General features: G+C 43.4%; 19 protein-coding genes and 1 riboswitch. Of the genes, 10 read left to right on the top strand and 9 right to left on the bottom strand.

Features of this window, described 5'->3' with window-relative positions; all coding sequences use genetic code 11:
• Positions 1-77: 77 nt before the first annotated feature.
• On the bottom strand, positions 78-1,085 hold the full coding sequence (hemC, locus tag A6J60_RS08315; RefSeq protein WP_096065578.1) for a hydroxymethylbilane synthase: 1,008 nt from the start codon (positions 1,083-1,085) through the stop codon (positions 78-80).
• Between the two features lie 328 nt (positions 1,086-1,413).
• Between hemC and argH the strand changes: the two genes are divergently transcribed.
• Positions 1,414-2,877, top strand: coding sequence for an argininosuccinate lyase (gene argH, locus A6J60_RS08310; RefSeq protein ID WP_096065576.1), 1,464 nt, complete (start codon positions 1,414-1,416; stop codon positions 2,875-2,877).
• A 24-nt stretch (positions 2,878-2,901) separates the two neighbouring features.
• Positions 2,902-3,201 carry an oxidative damage protection protein gene (locus A6J60_RS08305; RefSeq protein ID WP_096065575.1) on the top strand — a complete coding sequence of 100 codons (300 nt, stop codon included), beginning with the start codon at positions 2,902-2,904 and terminating at the stop codon, positions 3,199-3,201.
• 47 nt (positions 3,202-3,248) lie between these two features.
• On the opposite strand, the gene A6J60_RS08300 is transcribed toward A6J60_RS08305, so the two are convergent.
• The 6 genes from A6J60_RS08300 to pstS all read right to left on the bottom strand — a co-directional run bounded on the left by A6J60_RS08300 (position 3,249) and on the right by pstS (position 9,843).
• Positions 3,249-4,421: a hypothetical protein gene (locus A6J60_RS08300; RefSeq protein ID WP_096065574.1), complete on the bottom strand. Its 1,173-nt coding sequence runs from the start codon at positions 4,419-4,421 to the stop codon at positions 3,249-3,251.
• A gap of 223 nt (positions 4,422-4,644) precedes the next feature.
• On the bottom strand, positions 4,645-5,388 hold the full coding sequence (phoU, locus tag A6J60_RS08295) for a phosphate signaling complex protein PhoU (RefSeq protein ID WP_096065573.1): 744 nt from the start codon (positions 5,386-5,388) through the stop codon (positions 4,645-4,647).
• Positions 5,389-5,570: 182 nt separating this feature from the next.
• Complete coding sequence (gene pstB, locus A6J60_RS08290) at positions 5,571-6,479, bottom strand: phosphate ABC transporter ATP-binding protein PstB (protein WP_096065572.1); 909 nt, start codon at positions 6,477-6,479, stop codon at positions 5,571-5,573.
• A 110-nt stretch (positions 6,480-6,589) separates the two neighbouring features.
• Complete coding sequence (pstA, locus tag A6J60_RS08285) at positions 6,590-7,495, bottom strand: phosphate ABC transporter permease PstA (RefSeq protein WP_096065571.1); 906 nt, start codon at positions 7,493-7,495, stop codon at positions 6,590-6,592.
• A 95-nt stretch (positions 7,496-7,590) separates the two neighbouring features.
• Positions 7,591-8,541 (bottom strand): phosphate ABC transporter permease subunit PstC, encoded by a 951-nt coding sequence (gene pstC / locus A6J60_RS08280; RefSeq protein ID WP_096065570.1) that lies wholly within the window; start codon positions 8,539-8,541, stop codon positions 7,591-7,593.
• A gap of 138 nt (positions 8,542-8,679) precedes the next feature.
• Positions 8,680-9,843: a phosphate ABC transporter substrate-binding protein PstS gene (pstS, locus tag A6J60_RS08275; protein ID WP_096065569.1), complete on the bottom strand. Its 1,164-nt coding sequence runs from the start codon at positions 9,841-9,843 to the stop codon at positions 8,680-8,682.
• Positions 9,844-10,327: 484 nt separating this feature from the next.
• Between pstS and A6J60_RS08270 the strand changes: the two genes are divergently transcribed.
• The 3 genes from A6J60_RS08270 to A6J60_RS08260 all read left to right on the top strand — a co-directional run bounded on the left by A6J60_RS08270 (position 10,328) and on the right by A6J60_RS08260 (position 16,791).
• Entirely contained in the window at positions 10,328-10,690 is a 363-nt protein-coding gene (locus A6J60_RS08270) for a septal ring lytic transglycosylase RlpA family protein (RefSeq protein WP_096065568.1), read from the top strand.
• A 220-nt stretch (positions 10,691-10,910) separates the two neighbouring features.
• A riboswitch (TPP riboswitch) is annotated at positions 10,911-11,044 on the top strand.
• 277 nt (positions 11,045-11,321) lie between these two features.
• Complete coding sequence (gene thiC / locus A6J60_RS08265) at positions 11,322-13,322, top strand: phosphomethylpyrimidine synthase ThiC (protein WP_096065567.1); 2,001 nt, start codon at positions 11,322-11,324, stop codon at positions 13,320-13,322.
• A 436-nt stretch (positions 13,323-13,758) separates the two neighbouring features.
• A complete protein-coding gene (locus tag A6J60_RS08260; RefSeq protein WP_096065566.1) occupies positions 13,759-16,791 on the top strand; it encodes an autotransporter domain-containing protein in 3,033 nt (1,010 codons plus the stop codon).
• Positions 16,792-16,904: 113 nt separating this feature from the next.
• On the opposite strand, the gene A6J60_RS08255 is transcribed toward A6J60_RS08260, so the two are convergent.
• A complete protein-coding gene (locus tag A6J60_RS08255; protein WP_096065565.1) occupies positions 16,905-17,795 on the bottom strand; it encodes a fructose bisphosphate aldolase in 891 nt (296 codons plus the stop codon).
• Positions 17,796-18,258: 463 nt separating this feature from the next.
• On the opposite strand from A6J60_RS08255, the gene A6J60_RS08250 reads away from it, so the two are divergent.
• The 5 genes from A6J60_RS08250 (at position 18,259) to A6J60_RS08230 (ending at position 23,197) form a co-directional block, all read left to right on the top strand.
• The gene (locus A6J60_RS08250) at positions 18,259-18,765 is read left to right on the top strand and encodes an META domain-containing protein (protein WP_096065564.1); all 507 of its coding nucleotides are present in this window, start codon (positions 18,259-18,261) and stop codon (positions 18,763-18,765) included.
• Positions 18,766-19,298: 533 nt separating this feature from the next.
• Positions 19,299-20,333, top strand: coding sequence for a DUF1852 domain-containing protein (locus A6J60_RS08245; protein WP_096065563.1), 1,035 nt, complete (start codon positions 19,299-19,301; stop codon positions 20,331-20,333).
• 88 nt (positions 20,334-20,421) lie between these two features.
• A complete protein-coding gene (locus tag A6J60_RS08240; RefSeq protein WP_096065562.1) occupies positions 20,422-21,450 on the top strand; it encodes a methionine synthase in 1,029 nt (342 codons plus the stop codon).
• Positions 21,451-21,753: 303 nt separating this feature from the next.
• Positions 21,754-22,284: a flavin reductase gene (locus A6J60_RS08235; protein WP_096065561.1), complete on the top strand. Its 531-nt coding sequence runs from the start codon at positions 21,754-21,756 to the stop codon at positions 22,282-22,284.
• Positions 22,285-22,339: 55 nt separating this feature from the next.
• Positions 22,340-23,197 (top strand): sulfite exporter TauE/SafE family protein, encoded by an 858-nt coding sequence (locus A6J60_RS08230; protein WP_096065560.1) that lies wholly within the window; start codon positions 22,340-22,342, stop codon positions 23,195-23,197.
• Positions 23,198-23,290: 93 nt separating this feature from the next.
• Here A6J60_RS08230 and glmS read toward each other — a convergent pair whose 3' ends face one another.
• Positions 23,291-25,138: a glutamine--fructose-6-phosphate transaminase (isomerizing) gene (gene glmS / locus A6J60_RS08225; protein ID WP_096065559.1), complete on the bottom strand. Its 1,848-nt coding sequence runs from the start codon at positions 25,136-25,138 to the stop codon at positions 23,291-23,293.
• Between the last annotated feature and the right edge of the window lie 153 nt (positions 25,139-25,291).

Raw genomic sequence — 25,291 nt, 5'->3', positions numbered from 1 at the left:
GCAGCAGCTTTTGAGTTAGAGGCTTTTGGGTGACAGATGATGACTCATTTAATTAAACAGAGTGTATCTATAAATGCTTATTCACCATCTTTATTATTATAAATATCCGCTAAGATGCCATCGGCGCCCAGTGACAATAACTGATCGGCGACATCAATACCCAACTGTTCAGCTTGCGCTTCACGCTCGGCTTGATTGCCTGATAAAGCAATGCGCTTGTCCGCTTTTAATAATGTCTGACCATCTTCTGTACCTACACGTCCACGCAACCATAGGCTCTTGTCATGGCTGTTTTCTGACTGCTTTTCAATCACCGCAAATGCAGCAATCGGCACCTGACAGCCACCTTCTAAGCGACGATTCAAGGCACGCTCAGCAATCAAGCGGATACGGGCTTGACCATCATTTAATGGTTTAAGCAGGCTCAATACTGCCTCATCACCATCACGACACTCAATAGCCAATGCGCCCTGACCCACCGCAGGTAAACTGATATCAATATCAATCTCTTCACGAATACGGTCGCTTAGCTCTACACGCATCAGACCACTGGTAGCCAGAATAATCGCATCATATTCACCGGCATCTAGTTTGCTCAAGCGAGTCTGCACATTACCGCGCAACGACTTAATCTGTAGATCAGGACGATACGCCTTAATCTGACATTGACGGCGTAGGCTTGCGGTACCGACTACAGCGCCTTGTGGCAACTCATCAAGGCTCGAGTAAGTATTTGAAACAAACGCATCGGTCGGAGTTTCGCGCTTGCAATAGGCACCCAGTATCAACCCTTCTGGTAGCTGCATCGGTACATCTTTTAACGAATGCACGGCAATGTCGGCACGGCCATCATATAGCGCTTGCTCAAGCTCTTTGACAAACAAGCCTTTGCCGCCAATCTTAGCCAGTGGTGTGTCCAAGATTTTGTCGCCCTTGGTCACCATAGTCACCAGGTTCACTTCTAAGTCAGGATATAAAGACTGTAAGCGTGCCTGAATGTGCTCGGCTTGCCACATGGCTAGTGGGCTTTTGCGAGTGGCAATATTTAATGCTTTTAATGATGTGCTGTGCGCTGATTTACTCATAATACTCTTATGTGTTGATAATGGTTGCTGTTAATAGTGAGTTGTGTTGATAATATTGAATGAATGCGTTTATTGTACTGACTACTGACTATAAGGCAAGCCATTGACATCAAAGTAATACCAAACTGTTTGTCAGCTTGACCATAGCCGATATGCTTACTCTGCGCCTGACTTTGCTTCATTGAGCAATCATCATTAAACAATCACCATTAAGTAATCAACGAAAGCCAACAATGACAGCGCTTAGCAATTGGCACACGTGCTAGCATGGGTGGCTTAACCTTTGCTATACTGGAAACTCTGTGCTTTTTACTGGATTTGGACTGATATGACTGCAAACACCACAAATAATTCATCGAACGACACTATCTCTACCCCAGCCAAAACAAGTGGCCAAGGCCAACAAATGTGGGGCGGCCGCTTTAGCGAAGCGACTGACAGCTTTGTTGCTGCCTTTACTGCATCGGTAGGCTTTGACCAACGCTTTGCCAGACATGACATTCAAGGCTCTATCGCTCATGCGACTATGCTTGGCAAATGTGGCATTTTGACTCAAGATGAAGTAGACACCATTATTGATGGTCTGCATCAAGTACAACAAGAGATTGACGCCGGTGAATTTAACTGGTCGATCGCATTAGAAGACGTGCATATGAACGTCGAATCTCGCTTAACCGATCTAATCGGTACTGTGGGTAAAAAGCTACACACTGGTCGTAGCCGTAACGACCAAGTGGCCACCGACATCCGTCTTTGGTTACGTGAAGAGGTCGATAATATTGTGGCGCTATTAGTCAAGCTACAAGCGGGTCTATTGAACCTAGCAGAACAGCACACCGATACTATTATGCCTGGCTTTACGCATCTACAAACTGCACAACCTGTGAGCTTCGGTCATCATGTGATGGCATGGTTTGAGATGTTAAATCGTGATACTGAGCGCTTAATTGATGCGCGTCGCCGTATCAATCAGATGCCTCTTGGTAGTGCAGCGCTTGCGGGCACTACGTTCCCAATTGACCGTACTATTACCGCTGAACTATTAGACTTCGAAGGTATCTGCGAAAACTCGCTAGATGCGGTGTCAGATCGTGACTTCGCCATTGAGTTTACCGCTGCTGCTTCTATTTTGATGATGCATTTATCACGCATGAGTGAAGAGATTATCTTATGGATGTCAGCGCAGTTTGGTTTTGTGCAGATTCCAGATCGCTTCTGTACTGGCTCATCAATCATGCCTCAGAAGAAAAACCCAGATGTACCCGAGTTAGTCCGTGGTAAAGCGGCCCGTGTGTTCGGTCAATTAACCACATTATTAACCTTAATGAAAAACCAACCGCTGGCCTATAACAAAGACAACCAAGAAGACAAAGAGCCTTTATTCGATTGCGTTGACACCTTGACCGGCTCGCTACTTGCATTTGTCGACATGTTGCCTAATATAATACCTAACAAAAAAAATATGCGTGCAGCGACAATGAAGGGCTATGCAACTGCCACAGACTTGGCAGATTACTTGGTACGCCGTGGTGTTGCCTTCCGTGACGCTCATGAAGTGGTCGGTAACGCGGTTGCATTGGCAATAAATGAAGGTGTCGACTTAAGTGAGCTACAGCTTGAGCAGTTGCAGCAGTTCAGTGACGCCATTGGTGATGATGTGTTCGATTATCTGACTTTAGAAGGATCACTTGCGGCGCGTGATCACTTAGGCGGTACTGCACCAAATCAAGTGACACAAGCCGTGGCCCGTGGTCGTCAACGCATAGCAAAATACAATATCGATACTCAATAAACCTTTGACAGATAGGATAAGATAATGACAGCTACTTTTGATCCGAAAGCCAATATGGTGTTTTGCCGCAAATATAAGCAAGAGTTACCAAAAATGCCAAAACCGCCTTTTCCTAATCCAAAGGGCGAAGAGCTGCAAAACACAGTATCTAAAAAAGCATGGGATGAGTGGCTAGAATTACAAACCATGCTGATTAACGAAAATCACTTAAGCGTGATTGACCCTGAGGCTAAAAAGTTCTTAAGTGAACAGCGCGAGAAGTTCTTAGACAATGAGGACTACGAGCGTCCATCAGGATATACGCCTGAGTCTGACAGCAAGTAACGGCTGTTTAACCAATTAAATTAAGTTAATAACAAAAGGGAGTGGTCTTAATGACCGCTCCTTTTTTTATGTTTGAAACTTTTATGTTTTAAATACCAATTGAACAACAGCACTACCCCTAAATACAGGACCAATACTGGCGGATAAGCGAAAATAGGAATGAGAAATGGGTAGCCATGATAGCGACTGGCCTGCTCGCCTATCAAGCCATCTATTAAATCAGGAAGCCACACTAAGGGTATTAATGCCATCAGGGGTACCAGTAAAATACCGCCCCATACCAATCGTCTTATGTTAGCTGTTTGTCTGCTTTTAGCTTGGCCAGCTATAACCGTAGTAGCGCCTGACTTTTCGTAGTGTTGATAGATGAGATAGCAATGAATGAATCCAAAGATAGCCAACAACAGTAATAGCCATAACCTTGGATCTATCTTGATTAAAAAAGCGGCTAACCCAGTTGGCTGCTGCTGATAGTCGATGCTAATCGTGTCTTGCGGTAAGCTGTCAAAATGCCACTGCATCTGTTGGCTGACCACCGCATCTGGATTTAAATTCGTACTGACATATTTTGGATCTATCGAAGCATCAAGGCTAAGCCGCACCGTTAAATCTTGAAAACTCTTCCATAGTTTGGCGGGTGCTAATGAATAGGTATACTCATAACGTTTCGTCCAATCAATTCTATTCTCATTAGGGCGAGCACTATAATTAACCGTAATCTCGTGTGGTCCTGGGCTAAGTTCAATGACAAAGTACTTTGCCTCTGCGCCAAAGCTGATTTGATCAATATCATCATTGCCACGGTTATAGTATGCGCGCGACTGGCTATCATACCTCGAACTCAATGAGCCAAGCTCTGAAACACGCTTTACAGACCTAACCGCCACATCCGTATTGTCTAGCATGACAGAAAAGTCATCTACCTCATCCACCACATCAAATACCAGAGGAATAGAAGCACGGTCTTTATCGCTATAAACACTATAACGGATATGGTAGTCAGCGGTATTGAAGTTATCTTTAATAACAATTTCAATATCTTCTGCTACGACATCAATATCTTGGCTAAAAAATGCAGTTTCAGCGTGTGTTCCGTAGGTCTCAGGTGACGCCATATTGGCGTGAGTGATAGTGCACAACAGGCTTATCACCGCACCTAACAGCCAACGTAGAACGGTAGTTGCTGTCAGCGTATCGGCTATTTTCTTATTAGAAATCAATCGTATTGCACCTTAATATAACGATAGGTCGTACTCTACATTAAATCTTCTATTTTTATCATTTAAAACACCTGATTTACCTTAACACTTTTCAAATACTCATTTGATATAAAATTCAAAACCAAACCACCAATAAAAAAGGAGCGACCTATTGGGCCACTCCTTTTTTATATTAGTCATTATTTTTATATCAGTCATTAACGACTTGGTTATAAATTATCCGTTATAAATTACCATTGCGCATAGCAATATTATTAGACGCTTCTTGCACTGCTTGCTCTACGGTAACAAAGTCAGTGTGACGCACGTCCTTACCACTGGTGCAATAAATCACCAGCTCAGCGATGTTACGCGCATGATCGCCAACCCTTTCTAAAGCACGCAATACCCATAAGATATTAATCACCTTAGACACATGACGGCTGTCTTCCATCACATAAGTCATCAGTGAGCGACTCGCCGATTGATACTCTTCATTGACGGTCTCATCACTTTGCAATACGCCGAACGCCTGCTCTGGATCCATGCGATTAAAGGCATCCAAAGCATCAAGCAACATTACTCTAACTTGATTTGATAGGTTCTGAACTTCTGAATAACCGCGTGGTGAAGCGCCCTCTTTATGCAATCGACACGCCATACGCGCAATTTTGCTGGCCTCATCACCAACACGCTCTAGATCAACCACACCCTTACTTAAGGCGATGACCAGACGTAAATCATTGGCCGCTGGCTGACGCTTGGCAACCAACAAGATGACTTTTTCATCAATTTTAATTTCCATCTGATTGATCTGTTCGTCATCTTCGATAACTTGTGTTGCTCTTTCGACATTACCATCAACCAAGGCATGTGTCGCAAGAGTGACCTGCTCCGCTGCCATTCGGCCCATGGTCAAAAAAAGATCCTTACTCTGTTGTAAGTCTTCATCAAAACTTTTTGAAATATGCTTTTCAGTTGTTGGCATCACAAAATCCTAAATTGTTTTATTCCCTGCAAAAGCAAGTTCAGGTTGGTCTGGTTATTATTATGTTGATTCTTTTTTTATTGACTCGCTGTCGCTTAGCACTAAGTCAGCACTAAGCGACACAACTTACGATTGTCTATTCGATGATGCTAACCACTTAGCACGTCATAACATCAAACAGTCTAGCCGTAGCGACCAGTGATATAGTCTTCAGTGGCTTTTTGTGCAGGGTTAGTGAATACCTGATTAGTTTCACCCATCTCAACCATATCGCCAAGATACATGTAGCAGGTATAGTCAGAAACACGAGCCGCCTGTTGCATGTTGTGGGTCACAATGGCGATGGTGTAATCGTGTTTTAAATCTTCGATAAGGTCTTCAATCGCACCGGTTGAAATAGGGTCAAGTGCAGAAGTTGGCTCATCTAGTAATAGAACTTCAGGCTTGGTTGCCACGCCGCGAGCGATACATAGACGCTGCTGCTGACCACCTGATAATGACAGGCCTGATGCTTTTAGCTTGTCTTTTACTTCTGGCCATAACGCTGACTTTTTAAGCGCCCATTCAACACGCTCATCAAGATCGGCTTTGCTTAGCTTTTCGTACAGGCGCACACCAAATGCCACGTTGTCATAGATAGACATTGGGAACGGGGTTGGCTTTTGGAAGACCATACCAACGCGAGCACGTAGCAAGTTTACATCGACATCTTTATCTAAGATGTTCTTGCCGTCTAGGATAATTTTACCTTCAGCATGCATGCCTGGATATAGGTCATACATACGGTTAAAGGTACGTAATAAAGTCGACTTACCACAACCGGATGGACCGATAAATGCAGTCACTTTATTCTCAGGGATATCAATATTAATGTCTTTTAGGGCTTTAAAATCACCATAGAAGAAATCTAGATTGCGAATTTGTAGCTTCGCTGCTGGCATGTTGTCCGGCAGATCAGAGATGGTTTGTTTGGTAAAGCTTGCCGTATCAGGCTGCTGTTGCTGAGTGCCTGTTTGCATCGGTTGCTCTAGCATATTGGTATTTGCTTCCGCTCTTGGTGTTTGAACTTTTTTCACTAGTGTATCGCTCATGTCAGTACCCTTTATAACTTGAAGAACTAAATGTGTTTAATGACTTAAATATGATTAATAAATGACTGATTGTGGTGTGAATACAATCTGTATTACCTGATGGACTGGCGTTATTTTTTCTCGCGTCCAACAATACGTGCAATGATGTTAAGACCTAATACAGAGAAGGTAATTAACAGTGCACCGCCCCATGCAATCATATTTTGAGTATCATCTGGCGCAGCAGCAAACTGATAAATGGTCATTGGTAAGTTGGCCATGGCACTGCCCATGTCCCAGCTAAAGAATCGGTTATTTAGTGCCGTGAATAGTAATGGTGCAGTCTCACCTGTGATACGGGCAAAGCCTAGAAGAACACCGGTAATCAAACCAGATTTGGCCGCGCTCATGGTCACTGACGTCACTACTTTCCACTTCGGCGCGCCTAGTGCATAAGATGCTTCGCGTAATTGGTTAGGCACTAGATTCAACATGGTTTCGGTACTACGCACCACAACAGGAATAATAATCAGTGCCAGTGCAATAGCGCCTGCCCAACCTGAGAAGCTGCGGTTATTAACCATCAATGTGAACACGAACAGACCAATAACAATCGACGGTGCAGACAGCAAGATATCGTTAAGGAAACGTGTTGCTTTACCCAACCATGAGCCTTGTGAGAACTCAGCCAGATACACACCTGCCATCAAACCAATTGGCGCACCGATAAATAGACCGGTACCGGCAATCATAATTGAACCCACAATCGCATTTCGTAAACCACCCATGGTATTTGGCGGCGGCGTATCTACGGTAAAGATAGGCATGGTTAGCATGGCTTCCATCCCTTTACGCAGTAGATCAAATAAAATCCAACCCAACCACACTAAACCAAAACCCATGGCTAAAACGGCAAAGATAAGGCCCAGCACGTTGTAAAACTTGCGCTTTGAGTACAACGACTTATTCATGCGCTGCTCAAATCTTACTGAGTTACTGGTGCTTGCTACGGGTGTTGCACTTGAATTGATTGTCATAATGTTTCCTGCCAAATATCCTGAATATCTATTTGTCTGCTAGTTATATGCAGCTGCTTTTATTCTGCTTAAGTTAACGGCTAAGTGCGCTAAAACTAGTTACCTGCTTTTTTATCAATGCGTGACAACATAATCTTAGAGATTGATAAAACCACAAAGGTAATAACAAATAGAATTAAGCCTAAATGTAACAACGTAGCGACATGCATTTCACTAGACGCTTCAGCAAACTCATTGGCGATCGATGAGGTAATGGTTACCCCTGAGCCGAATAAGTTAGAGTTGATGTTATAAGTATTACCGACTAAGAAGGTCACCGCCATGGTTTCACCCAATGCACGGCCTAAACCAAGGATAATGCCGCCAACAACACCTGCTTTGGTATAAGGTAGGATAATTTTGTACATCACTTCCCAAGTGGTTGCCCCTGCGCCATAAGCGGATTCTTTTAACAGCTCTGGAACCACTGAGAACACATCGCGCATGGTTGCGGCAATAAAGGGAATAATCATGATGGCTAGAATTAATGAGGCTGTGAAAACACCAATACCCAGTGGCGGTCCGCCAAAAAAGCTACCGATAACAGGAATAGGTCCAAAGGTATCAATGATGAAAGGTTGAACATATTTAGCAAATAATGGCGCCAGTACGAAAAAGCCCCACATGCCATAAATAATAGAAGGAATACCGGCCAATAATTCAATCGCCATACCCAATGGACGACGCAATGCCTTAGGACAAAGCTCGGTCAAGAAAATGGCAATACCGAAACTCACCGGCACTGCAATTAAAATAGCGATAACAGACGTCACAATGGTGCCGTAAATCGGGGCTAAAGCACCGTATTCATCATTGACGGTACTCCAATTTGAACTGGTATAAAAACCAAAACCAAATTCTTTAATGCTTGGCCATGCTCCGATGATTAGCGACAGCATGATTCCGCCTAAAGAAACCAGAACTAATAAGGCAAAGAACTTGGTCAAATTAACAAATAAGACGTCATTTCTTCGCTGCTTTGCTAGCTGAGCGTGTAAGTCAGACATGGTAACCCCAACATAATTTAAAATTTAACTTTCTTAAAATTTATAAATCGAAATTTAAGTAGTAAAAAGCAAGTAAATGAGATGTCATTTACTTGCCATTTGTTTTAACGTTCATTAACAGTGACAAGTTAATGACTATTATTTAGGGGTATATACTGGTTGACCGTCAGAACCAACCACTTGCTTCCACTCTTCTTTGAATAAAGCAACCGCTTCGTCTGGGAATGGAACATAGTCAAGGTCTAATGCTGCTTGATCACCTTCGTTGTATGCCCAGTTAAAGAAGTTTAATACGCCAGCTACTTTCTCAGGGTTCTTAGGCTGCTTGTGCACTAAGATGAAAGTTGCTGCAGCGATTGGCCATGCTTCAGCAGTGTCTGAGTTAGCGATAACTTTGTAGAAGCCTTCAGCGCTTGACCAGTCAACGTTACCAGAAGCTGCGAATGATTCAGCAGATGGCTCAACACGGTTGCCCGCAGCGTTGATCATAGACGTATGCGACATGTTGTTTTGCTTAGCGTAAGCATATTCAACATAACCGATTGAGTTAGGTGCTTGAGTTACCATACCAGCAACGCCTTCGTTACCTTTACCGCCAATACCTGTACCGGTTTGGTCAGTTGGCCATTCAACACTTTTGTCAACGCCGATGTTAGCCCAGTCGCTTGATACTTCATTTAGATAATAAGTGAAGTTAAACGTGGTACCAGAACCGTCTGAACGGTGAACGGTAGTGATGTTGGCATCAGGAAGCTCAACGCCTTCGTTTAATGCGGTGATTGCTGGGTCATTCCACTTGGTAATTTTACCTAGGTAGATATCAGCCAATACTTCACCGCTTAATACCAATTGACCTGGCTTGATACCTTCGATGTTAACGATAGGTACAACGCCGCCGATAACGGTTGGGAACTGGATAAGACCAGCTTCTTGTAGCTCTTCAGGCTTAAGTGGCTTATCTGATGCACCAAAGTCAACTGTGTTTGCTTTGATCTGCTTTACGCCGCCAGAAGAACCGATAGAGTTATAGTTAACTTGACCCTTGGTTGCGCCTTGGAAGTCAGCTGACCATTTTTGGTAAATAGGAGCTGGGAATGATGCGCCAGCACCACTGATGTTCATTTCTACACCATCAATATTGGTGTACTGTTCTGAGTTACCCGCTGCTGATTCGCCAGCTGTGGTCGTTACTGCTGTATCTTCTGTTGTGCCTTCAGTTGCGGCGGTATCATCTGTCTTATTATCACAGGCAGTCAAACCCAGTATGGCGGCAACTGCAACAGCTAGTAATGAATAACGCATGGTCTCTCCTAAAGAGTTATTAACTTTAATTATCTATATAAAAGAGAGGATGTAGGCTCAACATCAGGCTTATGCCTAGACATCGTTGGATGACCTACCCCTCTATTGGAATGTCGCCATTTTGACGTTTAAATATGACAGTTTGATGAAATAAACTTTTTTTGTAAGAAATAAGTAACTTTAGTAAGTCGTTTATTAACTAACTTTACAGATGACTCAAGCGACCGTTATTGGCAGATACAATCTATTTGCAGATTAAGTATTCTTTACATTTCGCTTACCTATTAGAAAGATACTCTAAACTTAGCGCCTGTAGACTACCGCTTCGATGATTTGGTACAGACCATTTGATTTTGCGGCAAGCAGCTTAGCTGTGTTCAACCACATTAGCTGTGTTAACGGTTAACACCTAACACCAGCCAGCAACCACGAAATCTTATGGAGCTCCCTGTCCCAACCATTTATTAAATTACAGGTATCCCCTATGAAAAAACTTTTTATGCCATTTACACTTCTGTCAGCCCTTATGTTGACGGTACCTGCCAATGCAGGTATGGCCTCTTGGTACGGTCCAGGGTTTCATGGTAAAAGAACGGCTTCTGGCGCGATTTACAACATGTACGCTTTGACAGCGGCTCACAAATCACTGCCGTTTGGTTCTAAAGTAAAAGTAACCAATTTGAATAACAAAAAGTCAGTGGTTGTTAAAATTAACGACCGCGGACCATTTACACCGGGTCGTGTTATCGATTTATCGAAAAAAGCCAACCAAATGATCAACTGCAACCTATGTAAAGTGACGGTTGAAGTGTTAAGCAAAGGCGATGGTAAATACCGTAAGCAATAAGCCTTAAGTGACAAGCTGATTCAAAAAAACGCCAATGGAGATTCCATTGGCGTTTTTTATGCGTTAAAGCTGGCTATATGCAAAATTAAAAATGACATGAACAAGATAAAAACAGCGCATTAAACATTTAAATGCAAAGCAAGACTGTTATTAAACTCAAAGTTTGATAAGATATCGATATTATTAAAAGCATAACCACCAAAGCTTTTAAAATAAAAATTACTAAGACTCGGGGTGCAGACCATCTGTTAGCCAGTAGTGTCACTGCTATTATTTAACAAAGCGTTTGCTGAGACATCACCCGTTGAACCTGATGCGGTTAATACCGCCGTAGGAAAGTCACACATTAGCCTATTAATCACAAACAATAAAAGGCTGTCTGTCGTCAACTGCTCATCGCTCGTCACTGGCCAACAACCAGTAAACGAACAGTGACATCAGATAAGCAAAGGCCGACAGCTACTAAAGCTAAGCCTTTGGCCTTAATTTAATAACTATTAAATTGCTTTGTGATGATTGAGTTAGACCCTTCAACGCTACCTCCTGAGTCTTTATTTTACTTTCCGTTTTTAGTTATTAACCCTAAAAGTCACTACGGCAACATGCCATTGGTAAAAATAAGGATATCTCCATGAGTAATGCAGAAAATAGCATCAAAACCCCTGCCCACCGCAACGCCAAAGATGAGCGCTTTGACGAAGAAGCCCGCGACTTAACCCGTAGCCTGCCCGCTTCACGCAAAGTATATATCGAAGGCTCACGTCCTGACATTCAAGTACCAATGCGTGAAATCACCTTAACCGATACCCCAACTGGCGGCTTTGGTTTAGAAAATGGTGAAAAGAACCCACCTTTTTATGTCTATGACACCTCAGGCGTGTATACCGACCCTAATGTTGATATCGACTTAACCAAAGGTCTGCCCAAGCTGCGTGAAAAGTGGATTGAAGAGCGTGGCGATACCGAAATCCTAGACGGCTTATCAAGCAACTACGGTAACGAGCGTGCGCGTGACATTAAGACTGCTAACATTCGCTTCGCCCATATCGATAAACCGCGTCGTGCCAAAGCAGGCAAGAATGTCACCCAAATGCATTATGCACGCCAAGGTATTATCACGCCTGAAATGGAATACATCGCCATTCGTGAAACTCAAAAGCAGCATGAACTGACCGATATGCGTCAACATGCCGGCGAAAGTTTCGGTGCCAATACCCCAAAAATTATCACCCCTGAGTTCGTACGTGATGAAGTGGCGGCCGGCCGTGCCATTATCCCAAATAACATCAATCACCCTGAATCTGAGCCGATGATTATCGGTCGTAATTTCCTGGTGAAAATTAACGCCAATATCGGTAACTCCGCACTGGGCTCAAGCATTGATGAAGAAGTGTCGAAAATGACATGGGCTACACGTTGGGGTGCCGATACCATCATGGATCTATCAACCGGTAAGAATATTCACGAAACTCGTGAATGGATTATCCGTAACTCGCCAGTGCCAATCGGTACCGTACCTATCTATCAAGCACTAGAGAAAGTCGATGGCGTGGCAGAAGACTTAACCTGGGAGATTTTCCGCGATACCTTGATTGAGCAAGCCGAACAAGGCGTGGACTACTTCACCATTCATGCTGGCGTCCTATTACGCTATGTGCCATTAACCGCCAAACGTCTAACCGGTATTGTCTCTCGCGGCGGCTCTATCATGGCTCAGTGGTGTCTAGCGCATCATAAAGAAAGCTTCTTATATACCCATTTTGAAGAAATCTGTGAAATCATGAAGCAGTATGACGTGGCCTTTAGTTTAGGTGATGGCTTACGTCCAGGCTGTCTGCAAGATGCCAATGATGAGGCGCAATTTGGTGAACTGCGTACTTTAGGCGAGCTGACTCAAGTGGCGTGGAAGCACGACGTGCAGGTGATGATTGAAGGCCCAGGTCACGTGGCAATGAACCGTATTAAAGAGAATATGGACCTACAACTTGAGATGTGCCACGAAGCACCTTTCTATACGCTTGGCCCATTAACCACTGATATTGCCCCTGGTTATGACCATATTACCAGTGCTATTGGTGCAGCGATGATTGGTTGGTACGGTACGGCGATGCTGTGCTACGTAACGCCAAAAGAGCATTTGGGCTTACCGAACAAAAAAGACGTGAAAGACGGCATCATCACTTACAAGATTGCGGCTCATGCTGCTGACCTTGCCAAAGGCCACCCTGGTGCGCAGGCTCGTGACAATGCATTATCAAAAGCCCGTTTTGAATTCCGCTGGGACGATCAGTTTAACTTAGCGTTAGACCCTGATACGGCTCGTGAATATCATGATGAAACGCTGCCTAAAGATGCACACAAGTCTGCCCACTTCTGCTCTATGTGTGGCCCTAAGTTCTGCTCAATGAAAATCACTCAAAACGTACGTGAGTATGCAGCAGGCCTACCTACCGGTGCCGAGGTCACGCCAAGTAGTGGCGAACTATCTGATGACGTGCATCTAATCAAAGAGGTAGACACTGAGCTTGTTGGTCAAGTCGGTGAAGCCAGCTTTGAGGAAGTACAAAAAGGCATGGAACAGATGAGCGAGAAATATAACAGTGAAGGTCGCCAGTTGTATAAAGAAGTTTAATAGCGTCTGCGAGCAATCGATATGACGTCAAACTAAACATCAAACATATTATACAGAGGTCAGATACTCATCAGTGTCTGACCTTCTTTTATAAGTATGGCCTACCCTGCTAAAACTTTAAGCCTTGAGCCACTATTAATGGCAAACTAGCTACTGTTTTAAAGTGATAACTATTCAACAACTGCTTGTTTATGGATTAAATAAATCTAATTAACACTCTATTCAATATAAATTTTTTAACGTATTATTTATCAATCCACTAAGTTCTATATGGAGTTAGACTTTTTTTATTTACTTCATTTTAATTTAAACTACGATTAAAGTGCTTTACGGCTGTTACGTGGCAATCAAATACAATGACTACCGAGGTAGGCTTAACGAATTTGACACTGTAACCGTTTAATGACTTTAACGATATTTATTCGAGTCCTACCTTATGAACCATGTATACCGTGTTGTTTTCAATCGCGCTTTAGGCGTTTATCAATGTGTGTCCGAGATTGCTAAATCTCGTGGCAAGTCTTCAGGCAAGTCAGCGACCTCTACTAAGAAGCCTCATTTACACTTAACAACTCTATCTATTGCTATGCTCAGTGTTGTCGCTTCAACTATGGCAGTTGCGGCGACAACGCCTGATGATTTAGTAATCAATCAAGGCGAAGTTATTAAGCTAGGTGACGGTGAGAGTTTAATGTCATCAAATGATTTGATTATTGATAATAATAGTCAGGTTATTCTTCTTGACGATACTACCAGTGGTGTTAGTGCCCAAAACAATGTCATCATTGGAGATACTAGCAATGGTAGTCTCTCAATGATTCAAATTGAAGACCCTGATCAGCAGCGTCCGTATCATGGGCTATACGTTATAAACGATACGATACTGGGTAACAAAAAATCAGGCGTCGGTAATATAACCGTCTCTGGTCATAGATATATTGAAACTGATAACTTGATAGTTGGCAAACAGGGTGAAGGCAATATAGTTGTTGAGAATACGCCCTACCATGGCGGTTTGACTCAAGCTCGTTATGCTACCTATATTGGTGGGTATGGTCTTGATAGTGCTGAGGCAAAAGGTGAGTTCACATTATCAGATAGCACTTTTGTTACTCCCAAGATGATAGTTGGAAATACAGGCTCGGGCGTATTACATGTAAATGACGTTGGCGAGTTAGAAACAAAATATCTTGGACGTAACCCTGACTCAATTAAATCTGAAATCTATATCAACGGTGGTGGAATAGATATACAGTCTGATAAAGAGTTTCTATTCGATAACTTCACTAATAAAAATATAATTAATATTGGTACTAAAGGCGCTTTTATCGCCACTGAGATACCGCGATACAGTGATGCTGCTGCGAAGCCCATCTCAGTTGTAGTAGACCCCAAGGCAGTTATTACCGGCAATGCTGGTAGCTTCGATCTTAATCTTACAGATGACTATGATATTGGTGGGTTTATCAAGACTGGTGTAGGAAGCCTAGAACTAACTACTGATAACAAACAATGGGTAGGAGACTGGGGTTCAATAGGAGGCGTTTTAAAGCTAAATGGTAACTACTCTGTACCAGAAGGTGAAAGCTTAGTTATTGGTCTACTCGATGTTAATGAAGACGGCCATGTAGATAGTAATGAATATGGTCAAATACAAGTAAATGGCAATCTTGATATTACTAAAGGTAACCTTAAAGTCTTTGCGTACAGCTATTTAGAGGAAGTCACCACAAATTCTGAATATAAAAATGTTGTTTCAGCAACCAAACTAAACGGTGAGTTTGCATCAGTAACGGATAATAATCTACTGGTAGATTTTGAAGCGGATTATAGCGATGCTAATGCAGTTCATTTACGTATGGTAGCGCCGACTCCGGAGCCTACACCTGAGCCAACTCCTGTGCCTACGCCAGAACCAACTCCTGAGCCGACACCAGAACCAATCCCTGAGCCTACGCCAGAACCAACCCCTGAGCCTATGCCAGAGCCAACCCCTGAGCCTACGCCAGAACCAACCCCTGAGCCTATGCCAGAGCCAACCCCTGAGCCTATGCCAGAACCAACCCCTGAGCCTATGCCAGAGCCAACCCCTGAGCCTACGCCAGAGCCAACCCCTGAGCCTACGCCAGAGCCAACCCCTGAGCCTATGCCAGAACCAACCCCTGAGCCTATGCCAGAGCCAACCCCTGAGCCTACGCCAGAGCCAACTCCTGTGCCTACGCCAGAACCAACTCCTAAGCCAACGCCAGAACCAACTCCTAAGCCAACGCCAGAACCAACTCCTAAGCCAACGCCAGAACCAACTCCTAAGCCAACGCCAGAACCAACTCCTAAGCCAACGCCAGAACCAGGTAGCGATTACACGATTGTGTATGATGCTGTAAGTTCTATAAATAATTATTCTGCTTTTGGCTTAGCAACTGTTTTAGACCAGGCTATTGATGATCAGTTAGATACAACAACATCAGCGAACCCACTGGCGAAGCAGCTTATCTCAGATATGGATGGTTTAGACCAAGCACAGGTCGCTGCTGCTACTGCACAGCTACAACCGCTATTTATGGGTGGTGCTAACCGCTTAATCACAGATACCAACTATGCGACCAGTCGTGCGATTGAAGAGCATAGCCAAACTACCCCTGAGCATAACTTATGGGCCAAAGCTATTGGTAGTGATATGACTCACGATGCTGATGGTTATGTCACTGGTTATAATTCAGAAAACTACGGTGCCATCGTTGGTTTGGATACGTCAGTAAACCCTGATTTGAACCTTGGCCTAGCTGTCTCTTACATCGAAAGTGACGCTGATACCGACGGTCATGCCCTAAAGCATGAACTGAAAGCGAAAAACTGGCAGGTATTAGGTTATGGTAACTATGCGGCAAGTGATGCCACTTCAGTTAACTTCCATGCCGGTGCTGGTCAGTCTAATGTCAAAGGTGAGCGTCATATCTCAAGCATTACCTCAGCCGTTGCTAAGTCTGATTATGATGTCGATACCTTGCAAGCAGGCTTGGGTGTGGCGCATAGAATTGGCAGCGCTGACCGCAATGTCTCTCCTTTTGCGAGCGTTAACTATGCACGTGCTAAGAGTGACAGCTATCGTGAGACAGGTGCCGGGGCATATAACCTAGCGGTTGATTCTAACACTTATGACTCAGTACGTTGGACCGCTGGTGTTCGCTTTGATCAAGCGTTAACGCCGACCTTCTCTGTGACTGGTCAGCTGGCTGGTGCGATTGAAAATGGCGATCGCTACTCAGACATTACGGCAAGCTTCGTTGAAGTGGGCTCTAATAAGTTTATGACTCAAGGTCAAAAGAGCAAAGAAGCCATTGGTATTGCAGGTATTGGTTTGGCATTTAAGCCGACCACTAATACCACTATTTCGGCCAATTACCGTGGTGAGTGGCGTGATAACTATGACGACCAAGGTGCGGCTATTGTGTTTGAAACTAAGTTTTAATTAGCCCAGCCTAATTGTAACCAATAAAAAAAGCTTGAATCCCTAGGGGTTCAAGCTTTTTTGTTAGACCTGATATTTAGTTAGGCTAATATAAACCTAACTAGATAACTGGCTTATACTTTAGAGGCTGTGTAGATTTTATCAATTGACGCATCGATGGTCGCTGAGAACTCTTCATCAGTTTGGCTCTTAGACAGACCTTCAGTGAATGCGCGCGAGAAGCTAGCAATAATACCTGGGTTCTGTTTTAGACGCTCACATGACTCTTCACGGCTGTAACCGCCTGATAGAGCAACTACTTTAAGCACACGTGGATGCTCGATTACTTCTTTGTAGAAGCCTTGTTCTTCAGGCAATGTTAGCTTTAACATCACTTGATGATCGTCATCTAAGCTGTCCAAGTTACGTAGAAGCTCTTCTTTTAGTAGTACTTCGCACTCAAGCTTGTCTTTGCTTTCGATGTTTACTTCAGGCTCAACGATTGGCATAAAGCCTTCTGACAAAATCTGCTTAGCCACATCGAACTGCTGTTGTACGACAGCTTCGATACCGCTTTGGCTCGCTTCATGAATGACTGAGCGCATTTTAGTACCAAAGATTGGATAGTTTTTCGCTTTCTCAAGTAGTGCCGCTAAACCTGGCATAGGCTTCATCATCTGAACGCCATCTACCTGATCAGCTAAGCCTTTATCAACTTTTAAGAATGGAACGATGTTTTTATCTTCCCAAAGATAGTTAGCGGTTGGCTTACCGTTCACTTCACGGTCCATAGTATCCTCAAACAAAATAGCGCCTAGTACACGGCCACTATCAAATGTGTCGCAAGTCATGATACGCGTGCGCATTTCATGAACTTTGGCAAACATTTCGTCATCGTTTGAATACTCGCTTTCCTCTACACCATACATGCGCAATGCTTTTGGTGTACTGCCGCCACTTTGGTCTAAAGCTGCGATAAAGCCGATGTCATTTTTGATGCGTTGTAACTGCTGTTGATAGCTCATAGTATTTCCTATTTCAATTGAAGGGATGAATGAAAAAATAAAGTAAACAAATATTTGTCATCGCTATAACGCCGACAAACATAACATTGACAAACTTAGACTATAAATTTGGTTGATATTTTAGCGTGTTCGTATTTCAAAATGGCCGGTTTTAAAGGGACTGTTTTTTAAATGGACGGTATTTTAAACCTAAATTTTTACATTTGGACAATATTTTAACGTCAATTAGGCCATAGACTTATTCGACCATCGTCATATACTAAAAGACATATGGCGCTATTATACGCTACTGAGCAACAAAAATAATCCCATATTAAGCTTTCTATGCCGGTATTAGGCTATTGGTACCCACATTCAGCTTTCTATTATCAGAAAGTTGGTACGATTTTAGCGATACGGGCTGATATAATACTATATTATAAAATATATTTTTAATTCCCTTTTTACCTTATTAGGAGATGTCATGAAAATTCTTAATCCATTAATGTTAACCGCAACCCTTACTGTAGCGGCACTTGCAGCAGGTTGTCAAACCACCACAACTACCTCAGTATCACACCCAAAAATTACCACTTATCCAATGGATAACACCGTCCTTCAAGCTTATAACTGGCAATTAGTAGATGCCAAGATGAACAGTGGCGAAAAAGTAAATGCCCTATTTATCGATCCTGCCAAGCCATTGACCCTTAACTTTATGCAAGCCGATGGCAATAATATGGTTAGCTTTATGAATACCTGTAATAACATGTCTGCCAACTATCGCATCGAAAATGACAGCGTAACATTAGGCAATGTGATGAGCACCATGATGGCGTGTCCTGATCCAGAAGCTCAGTTTGACGCAGCCGCCATGAAAGCAGTAGTTGGTAAATACACTCTAAGCCAAAGCACCAATAAAGTGCCTATGTTAGTAATTACCAATGACAATCAAGTGTCTCACTTCCAAGCGGTACCAAAAGCGCAATAATCAAACAGTTAGCTATCGTTTTAAAATTCTACTTATCAGCATATATAACCTTTATATATGCTGATTTTTTTTAATATCAAGATGAGCCCATCTCATTTGCATTAGATTTACAGTAAAAATGGTGTGGTTATAACCGTATCTGTTGTTAACTATTTTGCCTACCGTATTCCGCTCTTTTATCCTCTGCTATAGCCGATTTTTAGCAATTTAGCCTTTCTCTCAAAGTGTTGCCCTTCATGCTATTGCCATTAATTATTTGATTTAATTCATTATTCAATAACCGCCCTGCCGCCTTGTCTTTGATTAGCATTTAAACACTGCTTAATATTCTACACGACCCTTTACATGAATTAAATTCATCTTTTTTCAAGTTTATATCGTTTTTATTCATGTCGTGCTTTGGGTATGATTTGCTGCATACCAACAGTGCACTGACTGTTAAACCAAACACGCTACTCAATCAGACCATTTATTAAATTCAAACTTACATTAAATCGAACAGCAGATTTTTACTATTAAAGCAGAGGGTTATCATGAGCAAGCCATTTAATTATTCTATTTCAAAGATTCGTTTTGATGAAAATTATAAGCCAGCAGACAGCACACGTCTGACCACTAACTTTGCCAATTTAGCCCGTGGTGAAAGCCGTGAGGATAACTTACGCAGAGCGTTAACCATGATTAATAACCGCTTTAATGCGTTGGCGCACTGGGACAACCCAAAGGCAGACCGCTATTCGGTCGAAGTGGACATTATTTCTGCCAACTTAGATGTTGAAGGCAACGGTGACCCCTTCCCCGCCATTGAGATGCTACAAACCACCATTGTCGACCACAAAACCAATGAGCGTCTTGACGGTATCATCGGCAATAGCTTTTCATCTTATGTCCGTGACTATGACTTTAGTGTGGTGCTATTGGAGCATTTTGAAAAAAATCCAAATACGCCGCCGCCAGCAAGCTTCGGTGTGTTGCATGGCAAGCTGTTTCAGCACTTATTAAACTCTGACGCTTATAAAGCTAATTTCAATAAGCAACCGGTGATTTGCTTGAGTGTGTCAACCAGTAAGACCTATTACCGTACTGCCAACCGCCATCCAATATTAGGTGTTGAGTACAAGCAGGATGAGTACTCACTAACTGATGATTACTTCCACAAAATGGGCTTAACCGTGCGTTACTTTATGCCTGAAGGCAGTGTTGCCCCGTTGGCGTTTTATTTCGCCGGCGACCTATTGGCTGACTACAGTGACTTGGAGCTAATCAGTGCCATCAGTACCATGGAGACCTTCCAGAAGATTTATCGCCCTGAAATCTATAATGCCAACTCAGCTGCTGCTGAAGTCTATCAGCCAAGCTTGAAATACCAAGATTACTCGCTGACTCAAGTGGTGTATGACCGTGAAGAGCGCAGTCAATTGGCAGTGAAACAAGGTAAATTTACGCAACAGACCTTTATTGAGCCATATCAGCAAACCCTAAACGACTGGGCAGCGACCATTGAGCCCGTCACTGTGACTACTGATAAAGGCAATAAAACTGAAACGACCAATAAGAAAGTCGCTTAAAAAAGAGCCGCCTAAGAAAAAGTCGTCTAAACAGGAAAATTATTCATAGCATTAATTATTCACATAACAATAAGAGAAGAGCATCAGCATGAGCTTATTATTACCCACATCGACTGCAGGCAGCTTACCGAAACCGAGTTGGTTGGCAGAGCCAGAAAAACTTTGGTCACCTTGGAAGCTTGAAGGTGAGCAATTAACTGAAGCCAAGCAAGATGCGCTACGTGTGTCGCTGCAAGAACAAATTAACGCTGGCATTGATATTGTTAGCGATGGCGAACAGACCCGCCAGCACTTTGTGACCACCTTTATTGAACACTTAGAAGGCGTCGACTTTGAAAAGCGTGAGACCGTTAAGATTCGTGATCGTTACGAAGCCAGTGTCCCGTCTGTTGTTGGCGCTGTTAGTCGTCAAAAGCCAGTATTCGTTGATGATGCTACCTTTTTGCGCTCGCAAACCGATCAGCCTATCAAGTGGGCACTACCCGGCCCGATGACCATGGTCGATACCCTCTATGATGGCCATTATAAGAGCCGTGAAAAACTGGCTTGGGAATTTGCCAAAATATTAAATCAAGAGGCCAAAGACCTACAAGCCGCAGGTGTTGATATTATTCAGTTTGACGAACCGGCGTTTAATGTGTTCTTTGACGAAGTCAATGACTGGGGTATTGCGGCTTTAGAACGTGCCATCGAAGGATTGACCTGTGAAACTGCGGTACATATTTGCTATGGTTATGGTATCAAAGCCAATACCGATTGGAAAAAGACGTTGGGCTCAGAGTGGCGTCAATACGAAGAGGTGTTCCCAAAGCTACAACAGTCACAAATTGATATTGTCTCACTTGAATGCATTAACTCACGTGTGCCAATGGATTTAATCGAACTGATTCGCGGCAAAAAAGTGATGGTTGGTGCTATTGATGTGGCAACCAATACCATCGAAACTCCTGAACAAGTGGCCGATGTACTGCGCAAAGCATTGCAATTTGTTGATGCTGATAAGCTGTATCCATCAACCAACTGTGGCATGACGCCTTTATCACGTGAGGTTGCCCGTAATAAGCTTCAAGCATTGAGCGCAGGATCCAAAATCATTCGTGATGAGCTAAGCGCCTAACTCTAATATTGGTATGGATGGTTTTATACTTAAATTTGAGCTGTTTTAAACCAATCTAATTATAGTCAGCCAGTCAGGGATTAAGCGCTGTCATTGGCAAAATAGCAGGCACAATGCCGCATCCAATTTAGACGTTGCTGACTATAACAGTTGACCTCATACCAAACTACTATAGTATTAGGCCCTAACACCCTATTATGGTAGAGCCTATCATTAATAAGTTAGGGCTTATTGCATTTATAAACTGTGGCAATGAGTTAAACTATAGCAGTACTTAGAGATTTAAAATTTAGGATATATGTCATGATTGAAGCAACCGACTTTAGAAACGGAATGTCTTTGCTGGCCACAGCCGTCAATGTGGTAACCACCGAAGGTGCCGCTGGTCGTTATGGGTTTACCGCATCTGCTGTGTGCAGTGTGACTGACACGCCGCCCACTTTACTGGTGTGTATGAATCAGGCCACGCGCTCGCATGCCAACTTTGTAGAGAATAAGACATTGAGCGTCAATGTACTGGGCGCACATCAAGAGCATATATCCAATGCTTTTGCCTCTCCGCTAGACTCAGAGCAGCGCTTCGAACATGGCAGCTGGACTAAGCTTGAAACCGGATCGCCCATATTAGAAGAGGCGTTGGTTAGCTTTGATTGTGAAATAGAAAGTACTCAAACGGTAGGCACCCATAGTGTATTTATGTGCCGAGTGGTCGCTATCAAACAAGAAAATGCGCCCAGCACACCAAAACCAAAACCGCTTGAGTCGTTACAGCCATCAAACGTGGACATACAAAGTTTGATTTACTTTAATCGAGCGTATCATCACGTGGGCTAATAGCAACTATACTGGCCCAGACTGACAACCCCATTAACTGAGAAGCAACTATCCCGTGGAACTAATCATATTTTTTATAATCGGTGCACTAGCAGGATTTGCTGCTGGTCTTTTTGGCGTGGGCGGCGGAACCATCATCGTACCCCTACTGTTTATCGTCTTTACCCAAATGGGTTATCCAGCTGATTCAATTATGCATTTGGCGTTGGGTACGTCATTGGCGACCATTATTGTGACCTCTATTAGCTCGTTAATGGCTCACAATAAAAAAGGCTCGGTAATATGGCCTGTGTTTAAACACTTAGCACCGGGCATGGCGCTTGGTTGCTTCTTTGGTGCTGGAGTCGCCGGCAAAATATCTGGCGAGCATCTGCAGCTGATCGTTGGTATATTCTTGCTGTGGGTCGCTTTTCGTATGTTTCGTAAAAGCAAAAAGTCAGCACCTGTTGCCAATGCGCAAGCGACCAGTACCAGTACTACTGCGTTAAACGACACTGATCCAGCGGCTGTTGTCTTACCATCAACACCAAAGCAATTGGCTGCTGGCGGGGTGATTGGTATTGCGTCTGCTATTTTTGGTATCGGCGGCGGTAGCTTAACCGTGCCTTACCTAACTCACTATGGTGTGGTGATGCAAAAGGCGGTCGGCACCTCTGCTGCTTGCGGTTTACCGATTGCTATATTTGGCGCATTGGGCTTTATGATATTTGGTATGCAGCAACAGTTGGATGTTCCTAACACTATTGGCTTTGTTCATATTTACGCATTTTTAGGTATTAGTAGCATGAGCTTCATTACCGCCAAGCTCGGCGCAAAAGTGGCTCATATCTTATCGCCAGCCCTATTAAAAAGATGCTTTGCGATATTATTAACCCTCATTGGCTTTTACTTTTTGCTTAAAGATTTAATCTAGTGAATTGATTGCTTTGAGCAACGTCAGTTAGACTAAAAAAGCCCCTGCTGGATTTCAGCAGGGGCTTTCTGATAGCTCGTTTTTAACAGCCTATTACTCTACTGTCACACTCTTAGCAAGGTTACGTGGCTGATCGACATCGGTACCACGCATGACTGCCACGTGATATGACAGGAACTGCACTGGGATGCTATAAACAATCGGTGCTAAGTGCTCATTAACATCCGGTACATTAATCACATGCAGTCTGTCATCGCTCACAAGCTCGCTTGAATCACTCGCAAACACAAACAACTCTCCGTGGCGCGCATGCACTTCTTGCATATTGGCTTTTAATTTATCAAGCATGCTGTCTTTTGGCGCAAGCACCACAATCGGCATGTCTTTATCAACTAATGCCAATGGACCATGCTTGAGCTCGCCGGCTGCATAGCCTTCAGCATGAATATAAGAGATTTCTTTAAGCTTTAATGCACCCTCTAATGCGATAGGATACTGCACACCGCGGCCTAAGAATAAAGTACTCTTCTTGTCTTCGAACTTCTCACTCATCTTCTCAATCGACTGATCCAGCGTTAAGCTCTTATCCAGCTGACCTTTTAGGTTGTGCATCTCGGTAACAATAGTTTTAAGCTCATTGGCATCAATGCGCTGTTGCACCTTACCCACTTTCAACACTAATAACATCAAAGCGGCCAATTGAGTGGTAAAGGCTTTAGTTGAAGCCACACCAATCTCCACGCCAGCCAATGTCGGAACAAAAATATCAGTTTCACGAACCAGTGATGAGGTCGCCACGTTACAAATACTTAAGCTCACCAAGTTATTAATTTCACCTGCTTTGGCTCTGCGCTGAGTTTCTCGCAGTGCAGATAGCGTATCAGCAGTTTCGCCTGACTGCGATAAGCACACCACTAAGGTGTCATCGATGACCACTGGGTTACGATAGCGGAACTCACTGGCAACTTCTACTGAACATGGCAGACGCGTTAGATTCTCGAACCAATACTTGGCTACCATACCCGCATGATAACTGGTACCACAAGCCAACACCTGAATGTGTTTAACTTTTGCCAGCTGCGCTTCGTGAGATTGTAAAAAGTCTGCTTTTAAATCAGTGGCATCGATACCCATTGCCAAAGTACGTGCAACGGCATCTGGCTGCTCGTAGATTTCTTTAAGCATGTAGTGCTTAAACTCACCTTTGTCGGCATTATGATGCTTAGCATCAAGCTCAGTAATGGCACGTTGTACTGGTTTACCGTCTGCGAATACCTGAATACCATCACGTCTAATAACCGCAATATCACCCTCTTCTAGGTACATAAAACGGTTAGTCACTGGCAATAGTGCCAATTGATCTGAGGCTATAAAATTCTCACCAATACCCACACCGATTACCAATGGAGAGCCTAAACGCACGGTGATTAATTCATCTGGATTATCAACGTGCACCACACCCAATGCAAAAGCACCGTGCAAACGTGGCACTACTTTTTCAACGGCTTTTAGAAGATCTTGGGTTTGCTCATAAGCATCAGCCACTAAGTGGGCAACCACTTCAGTATCTGTCTGTGAGGTAAAGGTATAGCCTTTTTCAATCATTTCTTGTTTTAAAGGGCCATAGTTTTCGACAATACCGTTATGTACTACCGCCACTTTACCTGAAATGTGTGGGTGTGCGTTATGCTGAGCTGGCTCACCATGCGTTGCCCAGCGGGTATGGGCAATACCAATTTTGCCTTTAAAGCTTGTGGCATCGTCATTAACCGCATCAACCAAGGCTTGTACCTTACCCACTTGACGCTCACGGTGTAGCTGACCATCGCGGATAACGGTCAATCCAGCTGAGTCATAGCCACGGTATTCTAGACGCTTTAAGCCCTCAAGCAAAACATTTGAGATATTACGCTCAGCGATTGCACCGACGATTCCACACATAATTTATCCTTATTTTCATGACTGATAACAGGGGTAACTGTTTTCTCATTGCGCTATTTATCACGCTATTAGTCATCCCACTGGTTAACGTTTGCCTGTTTTAGAATGACATAAGTAGTTTAGAGTGACATAGTTAGATTCACAGCTAATGGG

It is taken from the genome of Psychrobacter sp. FDAARGOS_221 (assembly GCF_002313155.2).
Classification (GTDB): Bacteria; Pseudomonadota; Gammaproteobacteria; order Pseudomonadales; family Moraxellaceae; genus Psychrobacter.
This window is presented reverse-complemented; position numbering and strand designations above follow the sequence as displayed.